21 protein-coding genes are annotated in these 18,703 nt (G+C 72.2%); 10 read left to right on the top strand and 11 right to left on the bottom strand.

Annotated features, from left to right (window positions below; all coding sequences use genetic code 11):
- Positions 1 to 23 precede the first annotated feature (23 nt).
- The 3 genes from ACZ52C_RS07625 to ACZ52C_RS07615 form a co-directional block, all read right to left on the bottom strand.
- Positions 24 to 788, bottom strand: coding sequence for a hypothetical protein (locus ACZ52C_RS07625; RefSeq protein WP_469073866.1), 765 nt, complete (start codon positions 786 to 788; stop codon positions 24 to 26).
- Positions 789 to 889: 101 nt separating this feature from the next.
- On the bottom strand, positions 890 to 1,690 hold the full coding sequence (locus ACZ52C_RS07620) for a hypothetical protein (protein WP_469073865.1): 801 nt from the start codon (positions 1,688 to 1,690) through the stop codon (positions 890 to 892).
- 100 nt (positions 1,691 to 1,790) lie between these two features.
- The gene (locus tag ACZ52C_RS07615; RefSeq protein WP_469073864.1) at positions 1,791 to 2,414 is read right to left on the bottom strand and encodes an RNA polymerase sigma factor; all 624 of its coding nucleotides are present in this window, start codon (positions 2,412 to 2,414) and stop codon (positions 1,791 to 1,793) included.
- A 100-nt stretch (positions 2,415 to 2,514) separates the two neighbouring features.
- Here ACZ52C_RS07615 and trpS point away from each other — a divergent pair, with 100 nt between their 5' ends.
- The gene (gene trpS, locus ACZ52C_RS07610; RefSeq protein ID WP_469073863.1) at positions 2,515 to 3,528 is read left to right on the top strand and encodes a tryptophan--tRNA ligase; all 1,014 of its coding nucleotides are present in this window, start codon (positions 2,515 to 2,517) and stop codon (positions 3,526 to 3,528) included.
- A 278-nt stretch (positions 3,529 to 3,806) separates the two neighbouring features.
- Positions 3,807 to 4,388, top strand: coding sequence for a 2'-5' RNA ligase family protein (locus ACZ52C_RS07605; RefSeq protein ID WP_469073862.1), 582 nt, complete (start codon positions 3,807 to 3,809; stop codon positions 4,386 to 4,388).
- Between the two features lie 71 nt (positions 4,389 to 4,459).
- Here ACZ52C_RS07605 and ACZ52C_RS07600 read toward each other — a convergent pair whose 3' ends face one another.
- Together ACZ52C_RS07600 and ACZ52C_RS07595 are read right to left on the bottom strand one after the other, a co-directional pair.
- Positions 4,460 to 5,215 carry a decaprenylphospho-beta-D-erythro-pentofuranosid-2-ulose 2-reductase gene (locus ACZ52C_RS07600; RefSeq protein ID WP_469073861.1) on the bottom strand — a complete coding sequence of 252 codons (756 nt, stop codon included), beginning with the start codon at positions 5,213 to 5,215 and terminating at the stop codon, positions 4,460 to 4,462.
- A 55-nt stretch (positions 5,216 to 5,270) separates the two neighbouring features.
- On the bottom strand, positions 5,271 to 6,893 hold the full coding sequence (locus ACZ52C_RS07595) for an FAD-binding protein (RefSeq protein WP_469073860.1): 1,623 nt from the start codon (positions 6,891 to 6,893) through the stop codon (positions 5,271 to 5,273).
- A gap of 143 nt (positions 6,894 to 7,036) precedes the next feature.
- Here ACZ52C_RS07595 and ACZ52C_RS07590 point away from each other — a divergent pair, with 143 nt between their 5' ends.
- The 3 genes from ACZ52C_RS07590 (at position 7,037) to ACZ52C_RS07580 (ending at position 9,897) form a co-directional block, all read left to right on the top strand.
- The gene (locus tag ACZ52C_RS07590) at positions 7,037 to 7,579 is read left to right on the top strand and encodes a phosphatase PAP2 family protein (protein ID WP_469073859.1); all 543 of its coding nucleotides are present in this window, start codon (positions 7,037 to 7,039) and stop codon (positions 7,577 to 7,579) included.
- Positions 7,580 to 7,895: 316 nt separating this feature from the next.
- Complete coding sequence (locus ACZ52C_RS07585; protein WP_469074171.1) at positions 7,896 to 8,852, top strand: decaprenyl-phosphate phosphoribosyltransferase; 957 nt, start codon at positions 7,896 to 7,898, stop codon at positions 8,850 to 8,852.
- Between the two features lie 145 nt (positions 8,853 to 8,997).
- Positions 8,998 to 9,897 (top strand): YihY/virulence factor BrkB family protein, encoded by a 900-nt coding sequence (locus ACZ52C_RS07580; RefSeq protein WP_469073858.1) that lies wholly within the window; start codon positions 8,998 to 9,000, stop codon positions 9,895 to 9,897.
- Between the two features lie 85 nt (positions 9,898 to 9,982).
- On the opposite strand, the gene ACZ52C_RS07575 is transcribed toward ACZ52C_RS07580, so the two are convergent.
- Positions 9,983 to 11,278: a D-alanyl-D-alanine carboxypeptidase family protein gene (locus tag ACZ52C_RS07575; protein WP_469073857.1), complete on the bottom strand. Its 1,296-nt coding sequence runs from the start codon at positions 11,276 to 11,278 to the stop codon at positions 9,983 to 9,985.
- Between the two features lie 127 nt (positions 11,279 to 11,405).
- Here ACZ52C_RS07575 and ACZ52C_RS07570 point away from each other — a divergent pair, with 127 nt between their 5' ends.
- The 5 genes from ACZ52C_RS07570 (at position 11,406) to ACZ52C_RS07550 (ending at position 15,689) form a co-directional block, all read left to right on the top strand.
- Positions 11,406 to 11,663 carry an SCO4848 family membrane protein gene (locus ACZ52C_RS07570; protein ID WP_045559564.1) on the top strand — a complete coding sequence of 86 codons (258 nt, stop codon included), beginning with the start codon at positions 11,406 to 11,408 and terminating at the stop codon, positions 11,661 to 11,663.
- Positions 11,663 to 13,024, top strand: coding sequence for a metallophosphoesterase (locus tag ACZ52C_RS07565; protein WP_469074170.1), 1,362 nt, complete (start codon positions 11,663 to 11,665; stop codon positions 13,022 to 13,024). The genes ACZ52C_RS07570 and ACZ52C_RS07565 overlap by 1 nt, the downstream gene beginning before the upstream one ends.
- A 200-nt stretch (positions 13,025 to 13,224) precedes the next feature.
- The gene (locus ACZ52C_RS07560; RefSeq protein WP_469073856.1) at positions 13,225 to 14,778 is read left to right on the top strand and encodes an ABC transporter substrate-binding protein; all 1,554 of its coding nucleotides are present in this window, start codon (positions 13,225 to 13,227) and stop codon (positions 14,776 to 14,778) included.
- Between the two features lie 117 nt (positions 14,779 to 14,895).
- Entirely contained in the window at positions 14,896 to 15,291 is a 396-nt protein-coding gene (locus ACZ52C_RS07555) for an ATP-binding protein (RefSeq protein ID WP_469073855.1), read from the top strand.
- A 29-nt stretch (positions 15,292 to 15,320) separates the two neighbouring features.
- Positions 15,321 to 15,689 carry a peptidase associated/transthyretin-like domain-containing protein gene (locus ACZ52C_RS07550; protein WP_469073854.1) on the top strand — a complete coding sequence of 123 codons (369 nt, stop codon included), beginning with the start codon at positions 15,321 to 15,323 and terminating at the stop codon, positions 15,687 to 15,689.
- 17 nt (positions 15,690 to 15,706) lie between these two features.
- On the opposite strand, the gene ACZ52C_RS07545 is transcribed toward ACZ52C_RS07550, so the two are convergent.
- From ACZ52C_RS07545 to ACZ52C_RS07525, 5 genes are all read right to left on the bottom strand, one after another.
- Positions 15,707 to 16,315, bottom strand: coding sequence for a Uma2 family endonuclease (locus ACZ52C_RS07545; RefSeq protein WP_469073853.1), 609 nt, complete (start codon positions 16,313 to 16,315; stop codon positions 15,707 to 15,709).
- A 90-nt stretch (positions 16,316 to 16,405) separates the two neighbouring features.
- Positions 16,406 to 17,215, bottom strand: a complete 810-nt coding sequence (locus ACZ52C_RS07540) for a TetR family transcriptional regulator (protein WP_469073852.1) — start codon at positions 17,213 to 17,215, stop codon at positions 16,406 to 16,408.
- A 9-nt stretch (positions 17,216 to 17,224) separates the two neighbouring features.
- Positions 17,225 to 17,743 carry a thiol-disulfide oxidoreductase DCC family protein gene (locus ACZ52C_RS07535; protein WP_469073851.1) on the bottom strand — a complete coding sequence of 173 codons (519 nt, stop codon included), beginning with the start codon at positions 17,741 to 17,743 and terminating at the stop codon, positions 17,225 to 17,227.
- Positions 17,740 to 18,147, bottom strand: coding sequence for a hypothetical protein (locus ACZ52C_RS07530; protein ID WP_469073850.1), 408 nt, complete (start codon positions 18,145 to 18,147; stop codon positions 17,740 to 17,742). The genes ACZ52C_RS07535 and ACZ52C_RS07530 overlap by 4 nt, the downstream gene beginning before the upstream one ends.
- Positions 18,148 to 18,232: 85 nt before the next feature.
- Positions 18,233 to 18,643 (bottom strand): VOC family protein, encoded by a 411-nt coding sequence (locus ACZ52C_RS07525; protein ID WP_469073849.1) that lies wholly within the window; start codon positions 18,641 to 18,643, stop codon positions 18,233 to 18,235.
- Positions 18,644 to 18,703 lie beyond the last annotated feature (60 nt).

Genomic DNA, 18,703 nt, shown 5'->3' with positions numbered 1-18,703 from the left:
GGGCGCCTCACGACCGCCGCCGCTCAGGCGTCCAGCAGCTCCTGACGGGGCTCCCGCGGCGGCCCGGACCCGTTCCGGGCCGCCGCGCGGCGCAGCAGGGCCGTGGCACCGCCTGCGCCGAGGAGCAGGCCCAGGGCCAGGGCGGGTATCGCCCAGTGGGCGCCGTCGGCCGGACCGGGCGCGTCGGCCGCGGACCTGACCTCGGCGGCTGCCCCGGCCGTCACGCTCGCCCCGGCCGTCGTGTCGCCCGCCGGCGGCTCGTCCTGCTCCGGGGCTCCGGGGGCCGGATCACCTCGGGTCGGGCCCACGATCTCCAGGCCGGAGAGAAGCCTCCGCAGCTGGTCCGGCTGCTTCGCCCTGTGCCAGACGCCGACGCCCGGGGAACCCGACGGCTCTTCGCCGGTGAGGAGCGTCGTGTGGATCCAGATGCCCTTGGTGTCCGGCGCGGCGGTGTAGACCCGGTCCAGCCGCCATGGCGTCACGTCGTGGAGCATCCACGTCACGCTGACGGTGCTTCCGATCCGCTGTCCCCATATCTCCTCCCGGCCCCACTCCGGGGCCTCCTCCCGGCTCCGGTCGAGCTCGCCGCCCGTACGGGCGAGGAGCCGCTCCAGGTCGTCGTACTCCTCGTGTGTGCCGTACAGCGAAGCCGTCCGCTGGCTGGTCGGAGAGACCAGCAGGACGCTGGTCGGCCCGCCGGCCGCCGAAGGCGGAGCCCCCAGCAGCACCAGGGCCAACGCCGTCAGCAACGCGCCCACCCCCGCCGTCAGTTGTCGCAGTCCACGCATCCGACACCCCCCGATCGATTCCGGTGCGGCCCTTCCGCACTCGCGGTGTCATTCCTGGTACACCGCTCGAACCGCCGGGGTTCCCATCCGGCCGGGACCGATCAGTCCAGCGAGTTCGCGATCTCCCGCGCCCGTGTCTTCGACTCCACGCCCTCCAGCCGCAGCGTGAACGCGTCGTCGTGGACCCACAGCAGGGTGGGCCCCGCCGTACGCTCGGAGCGGGTGAAGCGGGAGCCGTCCTCCGAGGTCATCCAGAAGCGCAGCAGGTGCGGCTCGGGGAACCACAGCGCGTCGTACGCGACCCCGTCCAGCGCGACCCACTCGACGGCCTGCTCACCGGCCACGGTCTTGCCGTACTCGGGGGCCAGCCGGGCCGCGTACTCGTCGAGCCGGACGGTCCCTCCGCGCTCGTCCCAGCAGAGGGTGATCACGAAGCGGTCCTTCGGCGCGCGGGTGACGGACACCACGTCCGGACGGCCGAGCGCGCCCGGCACGAGCGGAGCGAACCCGGCCCGCCGCCCGGCCTCGGCGAGCGAGACAGGCTCCGGGCAGCCGGGCACCCTCGCGCGCGGCGACGGTGTCGCCGACGGGTCGTACCGCACCTCGACCCCGCCGAAGCGGAACCAGTCGGCGACCGCCGCCCGCACCGGAGGGGTGAGAACGAGGGCCGTGAGCAGCCCGCACAGCGCGGCGATCAGCGCCCGCCACCGTGTCCGGGCCCACCGGCGCACCGCCCGCAGCCGCTCCCCGGGCCCCGGCGGCTCGGGCACCGGCGTGGGCACCCGCTCGGCGAGTATCTGCTGGAGGACGCGCTCGACCATGGTCTCGTCCCCGTCGCTCCCCGGCCGGTCCAGCGCCCGCCCGAGCGCCCGCAACTCCCCGGGCAACCGGGCGTCACGCACCTCACCCTCAGTGTCCCCACCGCCCGGCCACCGTCCTCGACCCCACGCCTCGGCACGACCCAGGCCCTCGCCCGGTCCCCACTCCTCGTCCCCGCCCGGTTCACGCACGCCCCTCACCCCCTCCCCCCTTCCGGCCCATCGCTTCCCCCGGCTCGCATTCCGGCAGGAGGCGGCTCAGCTTGCGCAGCGCTCGGCTCAGGCGGGATTTCACCGTGCCCCGGGGCCAGCCCAGGGCGGCCGCCGTCTCGGGCTCGTCCATCTCCAGCAGGTAGCGGTAGGTGACGACCAGCCGGTGTTCCTCGCTCAGCCTCTCCAGGGCGCCCAGGAGCGCGACACGCCGCTCTATCTCCAGCGCGGCGACCGCCGGGTCGGCCGAGGGCGGTATCAGCGGCTCGGCCTCGACGAAGGCGGCCTCCCGGTCGGCCAGCGACCGCTGGCGCCCCGCTGTCCGCACTGTGTTCCTCGTCTCATTGGCCACGATCGACAGGAGCCACGGCCGGAACGCGGCACCGTCCCGGAAGCGGCCCAGTGTGCAGTAGGCCTTGAAGAAGGCCTGCTGCACCACGTCCTCCGCGTCCGCACCGGCGCCGAGCGCCCGCGCCGCCCGCAGCGCGATGCCCGTATGGGCGCGCACCAGCTCCGCATAGGCCTCCGGCTCCCCGGCGCGTACGCGTGCGATCACCGCGGCCTCATCGACGATGCGGCCCCCCTCCCGCGTTCTCACATCATGGGTACACCGCCCGGACCGGATCGGTTCCCACCCGTGTCACATCTGTTTCCGGTCGGTTCCGGAACGCCCCCCGACACCTGAGAGAATGGTGAGCATGGCCTCTGACCGACCCCGCGTGCTCTCCGGCATCCAGCCCACCGCCGGCTCGTTCCACCTCGGCAACTACCTCGGCGCCGTCCGCCAGTGGGTGGCCCTCCAGGAGTCCCACGACGCGTTCTACATGGTCGTCGACCTGCACGCGATCACCATCGCGCAGGACCCCGCGGACCTGCGCGCCAACACCAGGCTCGCCGCCGCGCAGCTGCTCGCCGCCGGTCTCGACCCGGAGCGCTGCACGCTCTTCGTCCAGAGCCACGTCCCCGAGCACGCGCAGCTCGGCTGGGTCATGAACTGCCTCACCGGCTTCGGCGAGGCCTCCCGCATGACCCAGTTCAAGGACAAGTCCGCCAAGCAGGGCGCCGACCGCGCGAGCGTCGGCCTCTTCACGTACCCGATCCTCCAGGTCGCGGACATCCTGCTCTACCAGGCGAACGAGGTGCCGGTCGGCGAGGACCAGCGCCAGCACATCGAGCTGACCCGTGACCTCGCCGAGCGCTTCAACGGCCGCTTCGGCGAGACCTTCACGATCCCGAAGCCGTACATCCTGAAGGAGACGGCGAAGATCTACGACCTCCAGGACCCCGCGATCAAGATGAGCAAGTCGGCGTCGACCCCGAAGGGGTTGATCAACCTGCTCGACGATCCGAAGGCCACCGCCAAGAAGGTCAAGAGCGCGGTCACCGACACCGACACGGTGATCCGCTTCGACGCCACGGAGAAGCCGGGTGTCAGCAACCTGCTGAGCATCTACTCGACCCTCACGGGGACGGGTATCGCGGAACTGGAGCAGAAGTACGTCGGCAAGGGCTACGGTGCGCTCAAGACGGACCTCGCCGAGGTCATGGTCGAGTTCGTGACGCCGTTCCGGGAGCGCACCCAGCAGTATCTGGACGATCCGGAGACGCTCGACTCGATCCTGGCCAAGGGGGCCGAGAAGGCGCGCGCGGTCGCGGCGGAGACGCTCGCCCAGGCGTACGACGCGGTGGGTTTCCTGCCCGCCAAGCACTGAGCCGCACCACCTCTGCCCCCGAGCGCCTGCCGCACCACCCGTCGCACCACCGACAGCGCCGCACATCACTCCCGCTGCGCCTGCCCGGAGGACCGCCGTGGCCGTACAGTCGATAGCCGGTACGACGGACAGCCGGTACGACCGACAGGCCGTACCACCGATCGTCCGTACGACCGACAGGCTGTACGACCTACTGTCCGTACGACCGGCGACAGGCACGACGGACCGTGGCTGACAAGGACTACGACAACTCGCATGACACGACGACAGGAGACGACGTGGGGACCGTAACGATCGGTGTGTCGATCGCGGTCCCGGAGCCCCACGGCAGCCAGCTCCAGGAGCGGCGCGCGGGCTTCGGCGACGCCGCGGCTCACGGCATCCCCACCCATGTCACGCTGCTGCCGCCGACCGAGGTCGAGGACGCCGACATCCCGGCGATCGAGCAGCACCTCCGGGAGGTCGCGGCGGCCGGGCGGCCCTTCCCCATGCGGCTGTCCGGCACGGGCACCTTCCGCCCGCTGTCGCCCGTCGTGTACGTGCGGGTCGTCGAGGGCGCCGAGGCCTGCAGCTGGTTGCAGAAGCAGGTCCGGGACGCCTCGGGGCCGGTGGCACGCGAGTTGAACTTCCCGTACCACCCGCATGTCACCGTGGCGCACGGCATCGCCGAGGAGGCGATGGACCGGGCGTTCGAGGAGCTCGCCGGGTACGAGGCGCAGTGGCCGTGCACCGGGTTCGCACTCTACGAGCAGGGGTCTGACGGGGTCTGGCGCAAGCTGCGGGAGTTCGCGTTCGGCGGGTCCGTGGTGCCGCCGCAGGCGGGGGCGCCGGTCGGGGACACGACGCTTCCCGCGCGCTGAGGTCGGTCGCGGGGCGGTGGGGGTTGTTCGCGTGGTTCCCCGCCCCCCTGAAAACAGGGGGCTCGGCCCTCCTAGAGCGGCAGGCGACGGAAGAGCGTCCTCGGTACGTGCCTCAGGGCCGTCATCACCAGGCGTAGCGAACCGGGGACCCAGACCGTCTCCGAGCGGCGGCGCAGGCCCAGTTCGATGGCGGTGGCCACGGCCTCCGGCGTCGTGGCGAAGAGGCTCTCATGGCGGCCCGCCGTCATGCTCGTGCGGACGAAGCCGGGGCGGACGAGCATGACGTGGGCGCCGGTGCCGTGGAGGGCGTCGCCGAGGCCCTGCGTGAAGGTGTCGAGGCCGGCCTTGCTGGAGCCGTAGATGAAGTTGGAGCGGCGGGCCCGCTCGGCGGCGACGGAGGACAGCACCACCAGGGAGCCGTGTCCCTGCGCCTGGAGCGCCCGCGCGCAGACCAGGGCGGACGAGACGGCGCCGGTGTAGTTGGTCTGCGCGACGCGCGCGGCGGAGACCGGGTCGCGCTCGTCGTTCGCCTGGTCGCCGAGGACCCCGAAGGCGAGCAGGACCATGTCGATGTCGCCCTCGGCGAAGACCTTGCCGAGGATCGCCTCGTGGGACTCGGGGTCGAGAGCGTCGAAGGTGATGGTGTGGGTCTCCGCGCCGAGGCCGCGCAGATGGGTGGCCGCGTTCTCCAGGGCCTGCGACGGGCGCCCCGCCAGCCACACCGTGCGGGTGCGGCGGGCGATCAGCCGGCGTGCCGTGGCGAGCGCGATGTCCGACGTACCGCCGAGGATCAGCAGGGACTGGGGGGTGCCGAAGGCGTCCTTCATGACAGCTCCTGGGTGTGGGGGACACAAGGGGTGCACCGCGCTCACGGCACGGCGTTCACAGGCCGAGACGGCGGGCCAGGTCCGAGACGAAGACCCCGCCCGGGTCCAGCTCCTCCCGCAGCGCGCGGAATTCGGGGAGCCTCGGATACATCGAGGCCAGCAGTTCGGGCCGAAGACGGGCGTCCTTCGCCAGGTAGACGCGGCCCCCGGCGGCGGCGACCTCCTCGTCGAGCGAGTCCAGGAAGGCGCCGAGACCGGGCAGGCTCGCCGGGATGTCCAGGGCGAGGGTCCAGCCGGGCATCGGGAAGGACAGCCAGCCGGGGTCGCCCTCGCCGAACCGCTTCAGGACGGCGAGGAAGGAGGGGCAGCGGCGCGCCGAGATCCGGTCCACGATCCGGCGCAGGACCTCCTCCCGGCCGTGTCCGACGACGAACTGGTACTGCACGAAGCCGGACCGGCCGTAGATCCGGTTCCAGTGCGGGACTCCGTCGAGGGGGTGGAAGAAGGTGGAGAGCCGCTGGAGTTCGTCGGTGCGGGCCCGGGGCGCCCGGCGGTACCAGAGCTCGTTGAAGAGGCCCACGGCCGTACGGCCGAGGAGGCCGTCGGGGACGAAGGAGGGGGCAGCGGGCAGGCGGGGGGTCCGAAACTCCAGCGGATCGGCGGTCATGTCCCGCCGGCACCGGAACGCGTCACCGAACGAGGAGCGGCGGCCCCCACGCGCGCGCGTGGACGCCCTCCCCACCGATCCTGACGACGGTGCCCAGCCCATCGATCCTGACGACGGAGCCCCCGCCGATCCCGAGGACGGGGCCCAGCCCGTCGATCGCGACGACGGATCCCAGCCCGTCGACCGTGGCGGCTCCAGTGCCTCCAGTGGCGCGTGGTCGCCGCGTGTGAGGACCGCCCGGCCCGTCGCGGCGCCCCTGGCGAGCAGGTCGATCCAGGCGACCGAGTAGCGGTAGTAGCGGTCGGTGGCGGTCAGGCGGGCGAGGAGGTCGTCGAGGTCACGCGCGCGCTCGGTGTCGACGGACATCCAGGACGTCTCGACGGGCAGGAGGCGGACGGTCGCGGTGAGGACGACGCCGGTGAGGCCCATGCCGCCGGCCGTGGCGTCGAAGAGCGGGGTGCCGGGGACGACCGTGTGGATCTCCCCGTCGGCCGTGAGCAGCTCGAAGGAGAGGACATGGCGGGAGAACGACCCGGAGACATGGTGGTTCTTGCCGTGGATGTCGGCCGCGATGGCACCGCCGACGGTCACCTGACGGGTCCCCGGGGTCACCGGCACGAACCAGCCGAGGGGGAGCAGGACCTCCATCAGCCGGTGCAGCGAGACGCCCGCGTCGCACAGCACGGTGCCGCCGTCCGCGTCGATGGCGTGGACGCGGTCGAGGCCGGTCATGTCGAGGACGGCGCCGCCCGCGTTCTGCGCCGCGTCCCCGTACGCCCGCCCCAGCCCCCGGGCGATCCCGCCCCGCGCCCCGTGCGCCCCGCACGCCCGTACGACGGCCGCGACCTCCTCGTACGTACGCGGGCGGAGCACCCGGGCGGCGGTCGGGGCGGTGCGGCCCCAGCCGGTGACCGTGACAGGAGCGGCGGGGCCCGGGCCGGGGGGCGCGACGGGGCGGCGGGGTCCGGCGGGCGGGGGAGCCGGGGATGTCGAGGCGGCGTCGGCTGGCATGCTCGCGACCGTATCGCCGCGTACCGGGAGGAGCCGGGCGCATCGGCACGCCCGCTCTGTCGCCTCACCGAAATGGGTGATTAGTGGGATGTCGTTCAAGATTGCCGTAGCTCCGGGCCGGTCACCTAGAAGAGTGGCGTCGCATGGATGAAGTTGACGTCGTCGAAGATGTGCGGGGGCTGGACCGGCGGCTGCTCTCCGCGCTGCACGCCCGTGGTGCGGACCCGCGTGTCGCGAGCGCCGCGCGCGGGCTGTCCCGGGTGGGGGAGCACGGTCTGTTGTGGCTCGCGGCCGGACTGGCGGGCGCCGCCGTCGACCGGGAGCGGCGTCGCGTGTGGCTGCGCGGCACGGCACTGACGGCCGGGGCGCATCTGGCCAGCATGGGCGTCAAGCGGGTCGTACGGCGGCCGCGCCCCGCCCATGTCCAGCCCCTCGTCCGCACGGTCGGACGGCACTCCTTCCCCAGCTCGCACGCGAGTTCGGCGGCGGCCGCGGTCGCCGTCGTGGCCCACGGAGCCCCGGGCGCCGCCGTGCTGCTGTCCGCCGCCGCGCCGCTCGCCGCCGCGATGTGCCTCTCCCGGCTCGTCGTCGGCGTGCACTACCCGTCGGACGTGGCGGCGGGGGTGGCGCTCGGGGCGCTCACGGCACGACTGGGCGCGCGCTGGGTGGTGAGCGGCGATGGCTGAGCGCACGGTGGCGGGACGCACGCCGACCGGGCGCGCGACGGCCGGCCCCGCGACGGCCGGCCACGCGGTGACCAGCGACACGGCGGCCGGTCACGCAACGGCCGGTCACGCAACGGCCGGTCACGCAACGGCCGATGGCGCCACGACCGGCCACGCGCCGACCGGCCACGCGCCGACCGGCCACAGAACAGCCGACGGCACCACGACCGGCCGCACCACGACCGGCCGCACCACGACCGACCTCGCGACGACCGGCCGGACCGCGACCGGCGCCACGACGGCCGGCGCCACGCCGACCCTCCGCACCACCGGCCCCATGACAGCAGGGCGCGCCGTCTTCCCCGGGCGCCGGGCGATTTCCGGACACGCGCCCCCGACGGCCGGCATCCTCCGCGGCCTCCTCCGCGGGCTCCTCCGGACCACCCGCCCCCGGCAATGGATCAAGAACACCCTCGTCGTCGCCGCGCCCGCGGCCGCCGGGGAGCTCTTCACCCACCGCGCGCTCGTCCAACTCCCCCTCGTCTTCGCCCTCTTCACGGCCTGCGCCGCCGCCGTGTACCTCGTCAACGACGCCCGGGACGCCGACGCCGACCGCGCGCACCCCGTCAAGCGCCACCGCCCGGTCGCCTCGGGGCAGGTGCCCGTGGCGGTCGCGTACGGGGTCGGAGGCGCCCTGGCCGTGCTCGCGCCGGCGGCCGCCGCCTGGCTCTGCTCGCCGTACACCGCTGCGCTGCTGACGGCGTACCTCGGTCTCCAACTCGCCTACTGCGTCAGCCTCAAGCACGTCCTGGTCGTCGATCTCGCGGTCGTCACCACCGGGTTCCTGATGCGGGCCATGATCGGCGGGATCGCCCTGGGCATCCCGCTCTCGCGCTGGTTCCTGATCACCACCGGTTTCGGCGCGCTGTTCATGGTCGCCGCCAAGCGGTACTCGGAGGCCGTCCAGCTGGCCGACCGGGCGGGCGCGACCCGGGCCCTGCTCGCCGAGTACACGGCCGGATACCTCCGCTTCGTCTGGCAGTTGGCCGCCGGTGTCGCCGTGCTCGGCTACTGCCTCTGGGCCCTGGAGGAGGGCGGCGTCCCCACCACGAGCGTGCTGCCCTGGCGGCAGCTGTCCATGGTCGCCTTCGTCCTCGCCGTCCTCCGCTACGCCGTCTTCGCCGACCGGGGCACCGCCGGCGAACCCGAGGACGTCGTCCTGCGCGATCGTGCCCTCACCGTCATCGGCGTCGTGTGGCTGACGATGTACGGGCTCGCGGTGGCGGACTGGTGAGCCGGTCACGGTGAGCTGTTCACGGTGAGTCGGTCGTGGTGAGCCGTCACGACCGTGGCGGGAGTGATGCCGTCAAGAGGGGATCCGTGAACTGGTGTGGGGGTACCCGGTATCGGGTGTCGACGACTGGGGCAGAGTTCGGATCATGGACTGGCTGAAAAAGCTTCCCGGGGTGGGTCCGCTGGTGGAGCGTCTGATGACGACGCACGCGTGGCGGTCGTACGAGCGGCTGGAGCGGGTGAAGTGGACCCGGCTGGCCGCGGCGATGACGTTCATCAGCTTTCTCGCGCTGTTCCCGCTGCTGACCGTGGCGGCGGCCGTCGTCGCGGCGACCCTCGGCAAGGACCAGCAGCGGGAGTTGGACGACCGGCTCGCCGAACAGGTGCCCGGTATCTCCGACCAGCTCGACATCGCCGGCCTCGTCGACAACGCCGGCACGGTCGGGATCATCGCGGGCGCGCTGCTGCTGTTCACCGGCATCGGCTGGGTCGGCGAGATGCGCGGCTGTCTGCGCGCGGTCTGGGAGAAGGAGGACCCCGAGGAGAACCCCGTCGTCGCCAAGGGCAAGGACGCCGGCCTCCTGGTCGGTCTCGGCGGGGCGGTCCTCGTCTCCCTGGCCGCTTCCGCCGCCGCCTCCTGGGCCGTCAGCCGGTTCGCCGACCAGCTCGGCATAGACCGCGACGGCTGGGGCGGTTTCCTGCTCCGCCTCGCCGCGTTCGCCGTCGCCGTCCTGGCCGACTTCCTGCTCCTCCTCTACGTCCTCACCCTGCTGCCCGGCGTCCAGCCGCCGCGCCGCCGTCTCGTCGTCGCCGCCCTCATAGGAGCCGTCGGCTTCGAACTCCTCAAGCTCCTGCTCAGCGGTTACATCCAGGGCGTCGCCTCCAAGAGCATGTACGGCGCCTTCGGCGTCCCCATCGCCCTGCTGCTCTGGATCAACTTCACCACCAAGCTCCTGCTGTACTGCGCGGCCTGGACGGCGGAGGGCAGCAAGGAGAGCGCGCACACAGGGGACCTGGCACCCCCGGCCGGGAACGGCGCCCCATAAGGGGCGCGGTGAACTGCGCGACCAGTCACGACGAGACCCGCACCCCGCATCCCCCACCAGCGAGGCGGACGCTCCCGGGCCGCCGCTACTTCTTCGCCCGCAGCGGCCACTTCCGGTTCACCAGGAACACCGCTCCGGCCACCAGCACCAACACGCCCCCCATGATCCCGAGGGCGATCCCGACCCCGCCGCCCCCGCCGGAGGCCCGCGCGGCGACCGACTTGCCGCCTGCCCCGCCGGAGGCGGACGCCGACGCGGTGGCACCGGGCTGCGCACTCGGCTCGTCGGCACCCCCGCCGGAGGTGTCCGCGCTCTTGGGCGGCACCAGCTCACCCACCGGCGTCACCTTGCCGGCCGCCTTGAACCCCCAGTCGAGGAGGCTCGCGGTCTCCTTGTAGACCTGGTTGTGCTCCTCCTTCTCCGGATGCATGACGGTGACGAGGAGGACCCGGCCGTCGCGCTCGGCGACCCCGGTGAACGTGGCGCCCGCGTTCGTGGTGTTGCCGTTCTTCACACCCGCGATGCCCTGGTAGGAGTCGAGGCCGCTGTCCCCGGTGAGCAGTCGGTTGGTGTTCTGGATCTCGAAGGACGAACGGCTCTTCTTGCCGTTCTTGCCCTTCTTCGTCTCGCCGGGGAACTTCGCCCGGACGGTCGAGCAGTACTCCCGGAAGTCCTTCTTCTGTAGCCCCGACCTGGCGATCAGCGTCAGATCGTAGGCGGACGACACCTGCCCCTTGGCGTCGTACCCGTCCGGGCTGACCGCGTGCGTGTCCAGGGCCTGGAGCTCCTCGGCGTGCGCGTTCATGTCCGCGACGGTCTGCTTCACCCCGCCGTTCATGGCCGACAGGACGTGCACCGCGTCGTTGCCGGAGCGAAGGAAGACACCGAGCCACAGATCGTGGACGGTGTACGTCTCGTCCTCCTTTATGCCGACCATGCTGGAGCCCGAGCCCACGCTCGCCAGATCGGCGGGCACGACCTTGTGCTCGTCGTCCTTGTTGAACTTCGGCAGCAGCGTGTCCGCGAACAGCATCTTCAGGGTGCTCGCGGGAGCCAGCCGCCAGTGCGCGTTGTGCGCGGCCAGCACCTCGCCCGACTCGGCGTCGGCGACGATCCAGGAACGGGCGCTGATGTCCTTGGGCAGCACGGGCGCGTCGCTGCCGAGACTGGCCTGGGTGCCGGGCTCGCCCAACAGTTCGCCGCCGACGGTCGACATGGTCGCCGGGGGTGTCGCGGACGGCGAGGCGCTCGAACTCGGTGACGGCTTCGCCGCGAAGGCCGGGCCGGCCGTCAGCATCGGCAGGGAGGTCAGGGAGAAGGACAGCAGGGTGGCTGAGGTGACCAGCAGGGGGCGCCTGGCGGTCTTCTTGGAGGCGGGCACGATCGAGAAAGTACATGGCTCCGACCGGTAAATCCCACTGCAGCGCTCCGTGGCGCTCACACTCCTGCTCACGCCCCCGCACGCACCCCGGCGCGATACCGGGACGGTCGGCGGCGATACTGAACCCATGAAGCTCAGCCGCCCCCTCTCCTGGTTCCTGCTCGCCTTCGGGGTGTGGAGCTGGGTCATCTGGATCACTTTCGTCAAGAACCTCTGGAAGGACGGCAGCGGGCTCGCGTTCGACGACGCGGGTGATCCGACGGCGTACTTCTGGGTGCATCTGACGCTCGCCGTCGTCTCCTTCGTACTGGGGACGGCCATCGGGGTCATCGGGTTGCGCGGACTGCGGGCCCTTCGCCGGGCCGCCGCAGGGAGTGCCACGTGATGATCGCCGTCTTCGTTCTGGTGCTCCTGCTGGTGCTGACCCTCTTCGGGGCGCTCCACTGGTACGCGTGGCGCCGCCTGGTGCGTGACACGACACGCGGACCGGGCCCGGCCAGACGCGTGGGCACGGCGGTGTTCGTCGCGGGACCGGTGCTGATGATCGCCGGCTTCGCGGCCGAGCGCATGCACGCGCCCTTCTGGCTGCAACAGACGCTGACCTGGCCGGGCTTCATGTGGCTCGCCTTCGCGCTGTACATGCTCCTCGCCCTTCTGGTGGGGGAGCTCGTACGGCCCCTCCTGCGCCGTGCGGTGGAGCGGCGCGCTCCGGAGCCCGCGGTGCGCGAGCCGGAACCCGCGGTGCGCGAGCCGGAGCCCGTCCCGGCGGGCGCGCAGCCCGCACCGTCCGCCGACTCCGCATCGCCCGCCGACTCCGCGGAGACCGCCGAGCCCGGCCGGCCGGCCCCGCCCCACTCGGCGGAACGCCCGCCCCACTCGGCGGAACCCCCGGCCCCGAGCACCCCCACACCCTCGGCCGATCCCTCCCGCCGCCTCTTCGTCTCCCGCGTGGTGGGCGGGGCCGTCGCCGCCGCGGCCCTGGGCACGGTCGGCTACGGCACCTACGGCGTCGTACGCGGTCCCAGGCTCAAGCGGGTCACCGTGCCGCTGGCGAAGCTGCCGCGCGCCGCGCACGGTTTCCGGATCGCGGTGGTCAGCGACATCCACCTCTCGCCGATGCTGGGCCGCGGCTTCGCGCAGAAGGTCGTCGACACGATCAACTCCACGCAGCCCGACCTGATCGCGGTGGTCGGCGACCTGGTCGACGGCGACGTGGCGGACCTCGGCCCGGCGGCGGCACCGCTCGCCGGGCTGAAGGCACGGCACGGCAGCTACTTCGTCACCGGCAACCACGAGTACATCTCCGGCGCCGAGCAGTGGGTCGAGGAGGTGCGCCGGCTGGGCCTGACACCGCTGGAGAACGCCCGCCGCGAACTGCCGTACCTCGACCTCGCCGGAGTGAACGACATCGCGGGCGAGGACGAGGGCCAGGGCCCCGACTTCGCCAAGGCGCTCGGCGACCGGGACACCTCACGGGCGGTGGTGCTGATGGCCCACCAGCCCGTGCAGATCCACGACGCCGTCGACCACGGCGTCGACCTCCAGCTCTCCGGCCACACCCACGGTGGCCAGATGTGGCCCATGACCTATGTCGCCCAGGCCGCCAACCCCACCCTCGCGGGGCTGGAGCGCTACGGCGACACCCAGCTCTACGTGAGCCGCGGCGCGGGTGCCTGGGGGCCGCCGGTGCGGGTCGGGGCGCCCTCGGACATCACCGTGGTGGAGCTGGCCTCGAAGCAGGCGTGACGGTTCGTCATGCGTCAGGAAGGCTCCCGCTCCTGGTACGGGAGCCTTTCGGAAACAAAGGGGCGGCAGACTTACTGAGTTCTTTCTCAACTCAACAAAACCTGTCTTCCGTCAACACAACCGACTGTGGTTAGGTGATCCGCGCCACCGCGGAACCACTGTGCGTAGTGGGCCGGGTGGGGTCCTTGGAAGGGGCGCCGATGCGGTCGGTTCGCTTGCGGATTCTCGCGTCGCTGCTGGTGGTGGCGATCGCGGCGATCGGCGGCTGGCAGTTGCTGCCGGCCCAGCGGGACGGGAACAGGACGATCGTCGTCGGCACCACCGACAAGGTCACCTCGCTCGACCCGGCCGGCGCCTACGACGCCGGGTCCTGGGCCCTGTTCAACAACGTGTTCCAGTCACTGCTGACCTTCGAACCGGGCGGCGCCGCACCCGTGCCGGACGCCGCGCGCGGCTGCGGGTTCCTCGGCGACGCGCTCACCGTCTACCGCTGCACCCTGCGGCCGGGCCTGACATTCCCCAGCGGACGCGAGGTCACCGGGAAGGACGTCAAGTACTCCTTCGACCGGGTCAAGCGCATCAACTCCGACGTGGGACCGGCCGCGTTGCTCGCCACCCTCCGGTCGGTCAGCGCGGACGGGCTGTCCGTCACCTTCCACCTCTCCTCACCGGACGCCACCTTCCCGTTCAAGGTGGCCACCGGCGCCGGGGCGATCGTCGACCGGACCAGATACCCCGTCAACCGGCTGCGCACGGACGGCGGCGCCGACGGCACCGGCCCCTACACCCTGACGTCGTACCAGGACGGGCAGGCCCGCCTCACCCCCGACGAGAACTACCGGGGCGCCGCCGAGGGCGCCCGCAGCCCGGTCCTCATGCGGTACTACGAGAACTCGGCGGCGCTGCGCACGGCGTGGAAGGAGCGCCGGGTCGACGTCGCCACGCGCACACTGCCCCCCGCGACACTCGCCGCCCTCTCGCCCAGCGACCCCGGCCAGCGGGTCGTCGAGGCCGACAGCACCGAGACCCGCAACCTGGTCCTCAACGTGCGGGCGGGCTCGCCGTTCCACGACCGCCGGGTGCGGCAGGCGCTGGCCGCGCTGATCAACCGCGAGAAGCTGGTCGCCGAGGTCTACCGGGGCACCACCGAACCCCTGTACTCGCTCATCCCGGCCGGCATCACGGGCCACACGACCTCGTTCTTCGACGCGAACCCCCGCCCCGACCCGCAGCGGGCCCGCCAGCTGCTCGACGAGGCCGGCGTCGGCATGCCGGTGCGCTTCACCTTCGGCTACGCCGAGGGCAGTGGCTCGGCCGCCGCCGAGGCCGCCGAGCTGAAGGAGCAGCTGGAGGCGAGCGGGCTGTTCTACGTGACGACCAAGGCGTACGAGTGGACCGCCTTCCAGAAGCGGTACGCCGAGGGCAAGCTGGACGCGTACGGGGTGGGCTGGGTCGCCGACTACCCCGATCCCGACACCTTCAGCGGGCCCCTCGTCGGCACCGGCGGCTCCCTGGACAACGGCTACGGCAGCGCGCGGGCCGACCGGCTGATCAAGGACAGCCGGCGCTACGAGGACCGCAGCCGGGCTGCGACGGACTTCAAGGAGCTGCAGGAGGTCGTGGCCCAGGACGTGCCGTTGATCCCGCTGTGGCAGCGCAAGGAGTACGTGCTCAGCAGCGAGGACGTCGGCGGGGCGCAGTACCTGTCCGACGGGACCGGTGTCTTCCGGCTGTGGCGGCTGGGGTGGATATGACAGACGCCGCGTGACAGCTGACGCGAAGTCGCGGGCCGGACGTTCGCGGGAGTGACACGGCGTGCCCGCCCCACGCATCGTTCTGTGTCGGGGGCGTGTCCGGGGTGAGGAGCGAATGTGCTGAGACGCAACTCCTTCCGGCTGCCCCGCCATCCGGCGTCCGTGGGGCTCGCCCGGCTGCGCGTGCGGGAACATCTGATCGACTGGGGGCACAAGGAGGGCTCCGCGGCCCTGGAGGACGTCGTCCTCGTCGTCTCCGAGCTCGCGACCAACGTCGTCCGCCACGGCCCCCTGCTGGAGCGGGAGTTCGAGGTCGCCGTGACCGCGCTGGCGGACGGGACCTGCCTGGTCGAGGTCTCCGACGAGAGCATGACCGTGCCCCGGATCAGAGAGGTGGGGGACTGGGAGGAGACGGGGCGGGGGCTGCGGCTCGTGGAGCACCTCGCCGCGGCCTGGGGGGTGTGGAGCCGGGGACGGCACGGGAAGACGGTCTGGGCGCTGGTGGGAGGGTGACCGTCACTTTCAGGCCATCACCCGGGGCCGTGCTCACCCCGCGGTCGCCCTGGCTGTCGGCGGGGCTGGAGCGGAGGCTGCCGCATCTGGCGGTGGAGCCGAGGGAGGAGGAGCCGTCGCCGGTGCCGCATCCCGCCGGTACCGCCTCCGTGGTCCACGGGTTCGTCCGCACGCCGGACCGTGAGCCGCTGGCGGAAGTGGAGGTGACGCTGCTGTCGCGCGGCGGGCGGGAGTTGGACCGGGTGAGGTCCCTCGCGGACGGTTCGTACATCGTCGCCGGGCCCGGGGCCGTATCTGCTGGCGACGACCACCTCACCGCCGCACGTCTCGCGAGCGCGTCAGGTGGTCGTGGGGGAGGGGCCGCTGGTGTGCCACGTGGAGCCGGCGGGGGTGGCTGAGGGGGAGGTGGACGTGGTCAATTAGTTTTCGGCTGACCTGCCTTGAGGATCGCCTCGACGTCCAGGGCGACTTTGGCGCCGATGGACTCGGGCAGGGTGACGGTCTCGCCGGGGGCGTGTACGCGGTGGCTGGCGTACGTGTCGCCGGCGGGGTCGGTGAGTACGTGGAGGCGCTGGTGCTGGCGGTTGACGATGACGTAGACCGGGATCTTCGCCTGGGCGTACGCGGTGACCTTGGCGCGGAGGTCGTTCTGGTAGTTGCTGGAGGTGACCTCGAGAACGAGACGGAAGGCGATCGGGTCGTAGCAGTTGTTCTCGACGAGGTGATCTTCGATGTCGGCGTCGACAACCACGAGGTCGGGGATCGCGTAGTCCTCGGCACCACCCGGCAGCCAGAGCCCGACACCCTCGGTCACCTCGGAATCCCCGTCCCCCAGCCCTGCGGCGATGAAGGGACCCCGCAACCTGGACAGAGCACGGGCGTGGGCGAAGTTGGCGGGCGGCGTCACGACGATCGTGCCTCCGATGATCTCGACGCGATACCCCGGAAGGCGGTCCATGACCTGGTTCGCCTCCGCGATGAGCGGACGGTCGCCATGGGGCCGCTCGACGGATGCTGTGGACATCACGTGCCTCCTGTGGGCTGGTGTCGAGGCCATCATCGTAGGCAGGAGCGGGACCAGGTGTCCCGTTCGAGTCCGATCACCCGAAAGTGATCACTCCGCCGCCCGCGCCTCGCCGCCCGCCCCCGCCGCCCCCCTCGTCATCCCCGGCAGGAAGTCCGTGAACAGCTCGTGCACCTCGCGGACGAGGGGGCGCAGGGCGCGGAACCGGGCCAGCGAGACGCCGCGGGTGGTCAGCCGGGCACCGCGCTCGGCCAGCCGGTAGCTGCGGGCGCGCCCCTCGCTCCGGTCGAAGACCCAGTACAGGACGAGCCCCATCAGGGAGAGCCACATCAACTCGGGGAGGATGTCCCGGAGTTCGTCCGGGACCTTGGCCTTGGACCCGGCGAGCACCTCGCGGTGGATGGCGATGGACTCCTCGCGCGGCCCCTGCGACTCGGGGGAGAAGGGGCTCAGCGGGCTCTGCGGATCGGCCGCGTTCTTGAAGAACTGCGCCGCGAACTCGTGGTACGGCTCCGCCACGTCCAGCCACGCCTTGAGCACCCCGGCGATCCGCGCCTCCAGATCCTTCTCCCGCTCCAGCACGGGCCGCACGGCCACCAGGTGTTCCGCGCCGATCCGGTCGTAGAACCCCTGGATCAGGTGCTCCTTGCCGGCGAAGTAGTAGTACGCGTTCCCGACGGAGACCCCGGCCTCCTTCGCGATGGCCCGCATCGTCGTCTTGTCGTACCCGCGCTCCTGGAAGAGCCGCAGCGCGGTCTCGAGGATCAGCGCGCGGGTCTGCTCGGACTTGGCGGTGCCCCGGGGGCCGGTTTGCTCCGTGCCGCCCCCGGGGCCGCCGGCCTCCGCGTCTAGCTGGTCGGCAGAGGACTCTGGGTTGGGGCTTTCGTTCGCTGCGGGCACGGGCAGAGCCTAACGAGTCGGGCAGGTACCGGAGTCGCAGTCACCCGGAGGCCGGTACACCCACCCGTACCGCCGGTCGTACGCCCAGCCCTTCAGCTCGGCGCCTCCGCTCCCGCAGCCCGAGCCGGGCTGCCGGTGGGCGCCGCGCCACTTGGCGGCGGTGAGTACGGCGGTGCGCGCGAGCCTGGCTCCCGCCGGGGTGCTCAGCCGGTGCGCGAGCGGCCGGTGCTCGCGCAGAGCCCACAGACACACGATCCAGGCGGCGGCCCCCCGGTACACCTGCCCGCCGTCCCCCACGAGCGTGATCTCCTCCAGCGTCGCCCCGTGATCGAGCGACGGGAACAGCCGCCGCGCCTCCTGCGAACCCGCCGCCACGAAGGTCAGCGGAACCAGCTGCCGCTGCCTTCCCAGCCACTCCCGCAGGAAGGCGCACAGCCCGCACCCGGCGTCGTACAGCACGGTGAGCCCGAGGACCGGGACGCGCTCGGCGCCCCGGTCGACGGCGGCCGGTCCGGCCACGGCGCTCATACGCGCCCGGTCGGGGCGGCCCAGCCCTGCGGCGCGACCGGCGGCAGCTGCTCCCGTTCCATGACGCCCCGCCGCCGGAACCTGTTCAGCACGAACACGTTCCCCAGGTGCAGCCCCCCGAGGACGAGCAGCACCACGCCGAGCTTCGCCGACACCGCCTCGAACACCTCGCGTGGGCTGGTGATGGCGCCGTCGGCGTTCAGATACAGCGCCACGAAGCCCAGGTTCACGAGATAGAACCCGACCACCAGGAGATGGTTCACCGCGTCCGCGAGCGCCTCGTTCCCCCGCAGCACGTCCGAGAGGAAGATCCGCCCGTTCCTGCTCAATGTGCGTGCCACCCACACCGTCAGCCCCACGCTGACCAGCGCATAGACGACGTACGCGACGACCGTGAGATCCATGTCCCCACCCCTCAGTGGCATTCTTGAACGCGTTCAAAGCGTCCTGGGGGAGACTGTAGCGCTGTTTTTGAACACGTTCAACCGGTCATCCGGTGCGGGCCAGCTCCGGCCGCTTGCTGTAGTCCGTGAGCCCGATGACGTTCCCCCAGGGGTCCGCGAACTCGACGGTCCAGCCGGTGGCGACGGAGAACGGGGCGTCGAGCGGCGCCACTCCCGCCGCCGCGAGGGCCCGCGCGGCGGCCCGCGCGTCGGGCACCTCCAGCCACACCCGCGCGGACGCCCACGCGGGGGGCCGCTGCCGCAGTTCCTCCTCCACCCGCAGCAGCAGCCCCGGCGTCTCCTTGCCGACCTTCAGCCCGGCGATCCCGGCCTCGTCCAGCCGGAACGCCACGCCGAATCCGGCCCGCTCGTAGAAGGAGACGGCTTCGCCGAGGTCGCCGACGGGGAGCAGGACGTTGTCGAAGCCGAGCAGGTCGTACGACTCATTGTCTGACATGTCGTCAGATTAGATCGACGGAGTCCGTATCGGTGGGAGCGACAGCCCTCGCGCCGTCGG

Source organism: Streptomyces sp. NPDC034049 (assembly GCF_055575575.1).
The sequence above is the reverse complement of the archived record's forward strand: the minus strand, read 5'-3'. Positions and strand labels throughout refer to the sequence as shown.

Coding starts and splice junctions, on each gene's coding strand:
- ACZ52C_RS07625 (WP_469073866.1), bottom strand. CDS start 788: ATGCGTGGACTGCGACAACTGACGGCGGGGGTGGGCGCGTTGCTGACG.
- trpS (WP_469073863.1), top strand. CDS start 2,515: ATGGCCTCTGACCGACCCCGCGTGCTCTCCGGCATCCAGCCCACCGCC.
- ACZ52C_RS07600 (WP_469073861.1), bottom strand. CDS start 5,215: ATGAAGGACGCCTTCGGCACCCCCCAGTCCCTGCTGATCCTCGGCGGT.
- ACZ52C_RS07595 (WP_469073860.1), bottom strand. CDS start 6,893: ATGCCAGCCGACGCCGCCTCGACATCCCCGGCTCCCCCGCCCGCCGGA.
- ACZ52C_RS07590 (WP_469073859.1), top strand. CDS start 7,037: ATGGATGAAGTTGACGTCGTCGAAGATGTGCGGGGGCTGGACCGGCGG.
- ACZ52C_RS07585 (WP_469074171.1), top strand. CDS start 7,896: ATGACAGCAGGGCGCGCCGTCTTCCCCGGGCGCCGGGCGATTTCCGGA.
- ACZ52C_RS07580 (WP_469073858.1), top strand. CDS start 8,998: ATGGACTGGCTGAAAAAGCTTCCCGGGGTGGGTCCGCTGGTGGAGCGT.
- ACZ52C_RS07570 (WP_045559564.1), top strand. CDS start 11,406: ATGAAGCTCAGCCGCCCCCTCTCCTGGTTCCTGCTCGCCTTCGGGGTG.
- ACZ52C_RS07565 (WP_469074170.1), top strand. CDS start 11,663: ATGATCGCCGTCTTCGTTCTGGTGCTCCTGCTGGTGCTGACCCTCTTC.
- ACZ52C_RS07560 (WP_469073856.1), top strand. CDS start 13,225: ATGCGGTCGGTTCGCTTGCGGATTCTCGCGTCGCTGCTGGTGGTGGCG.
- ACZ52C_RS07545 (WP_469073853.1), bottom strand. CDS start 16,315: ATGTCCACAGCATCCGTCGAGCGGCCCCATGGCGACCGTCCGCTCATC.
- ACZ52C_RS07535 (WP_469073851.1), bottom strand. CDS start 17,743: ATGAGCGCCGTGGCCGGACCGGCCGCCGTCGACCGGGGCGCCGAGCGC.
- ACZ52C_RS07530 (WP_469073850.1), bottom strand. CDS start 18,147: ATGGATCTCACGGTCGTCGCGTACGTCGTCTATGCGCTGGTCAGCGTG.
- ACZ52C_RS07525 (WP_469073849.1), bottom strand. CDS start 18,643: ATGTCAGACAATGAGTCGTACGACCTGCTCGGCTTCGACAACGTCCTG.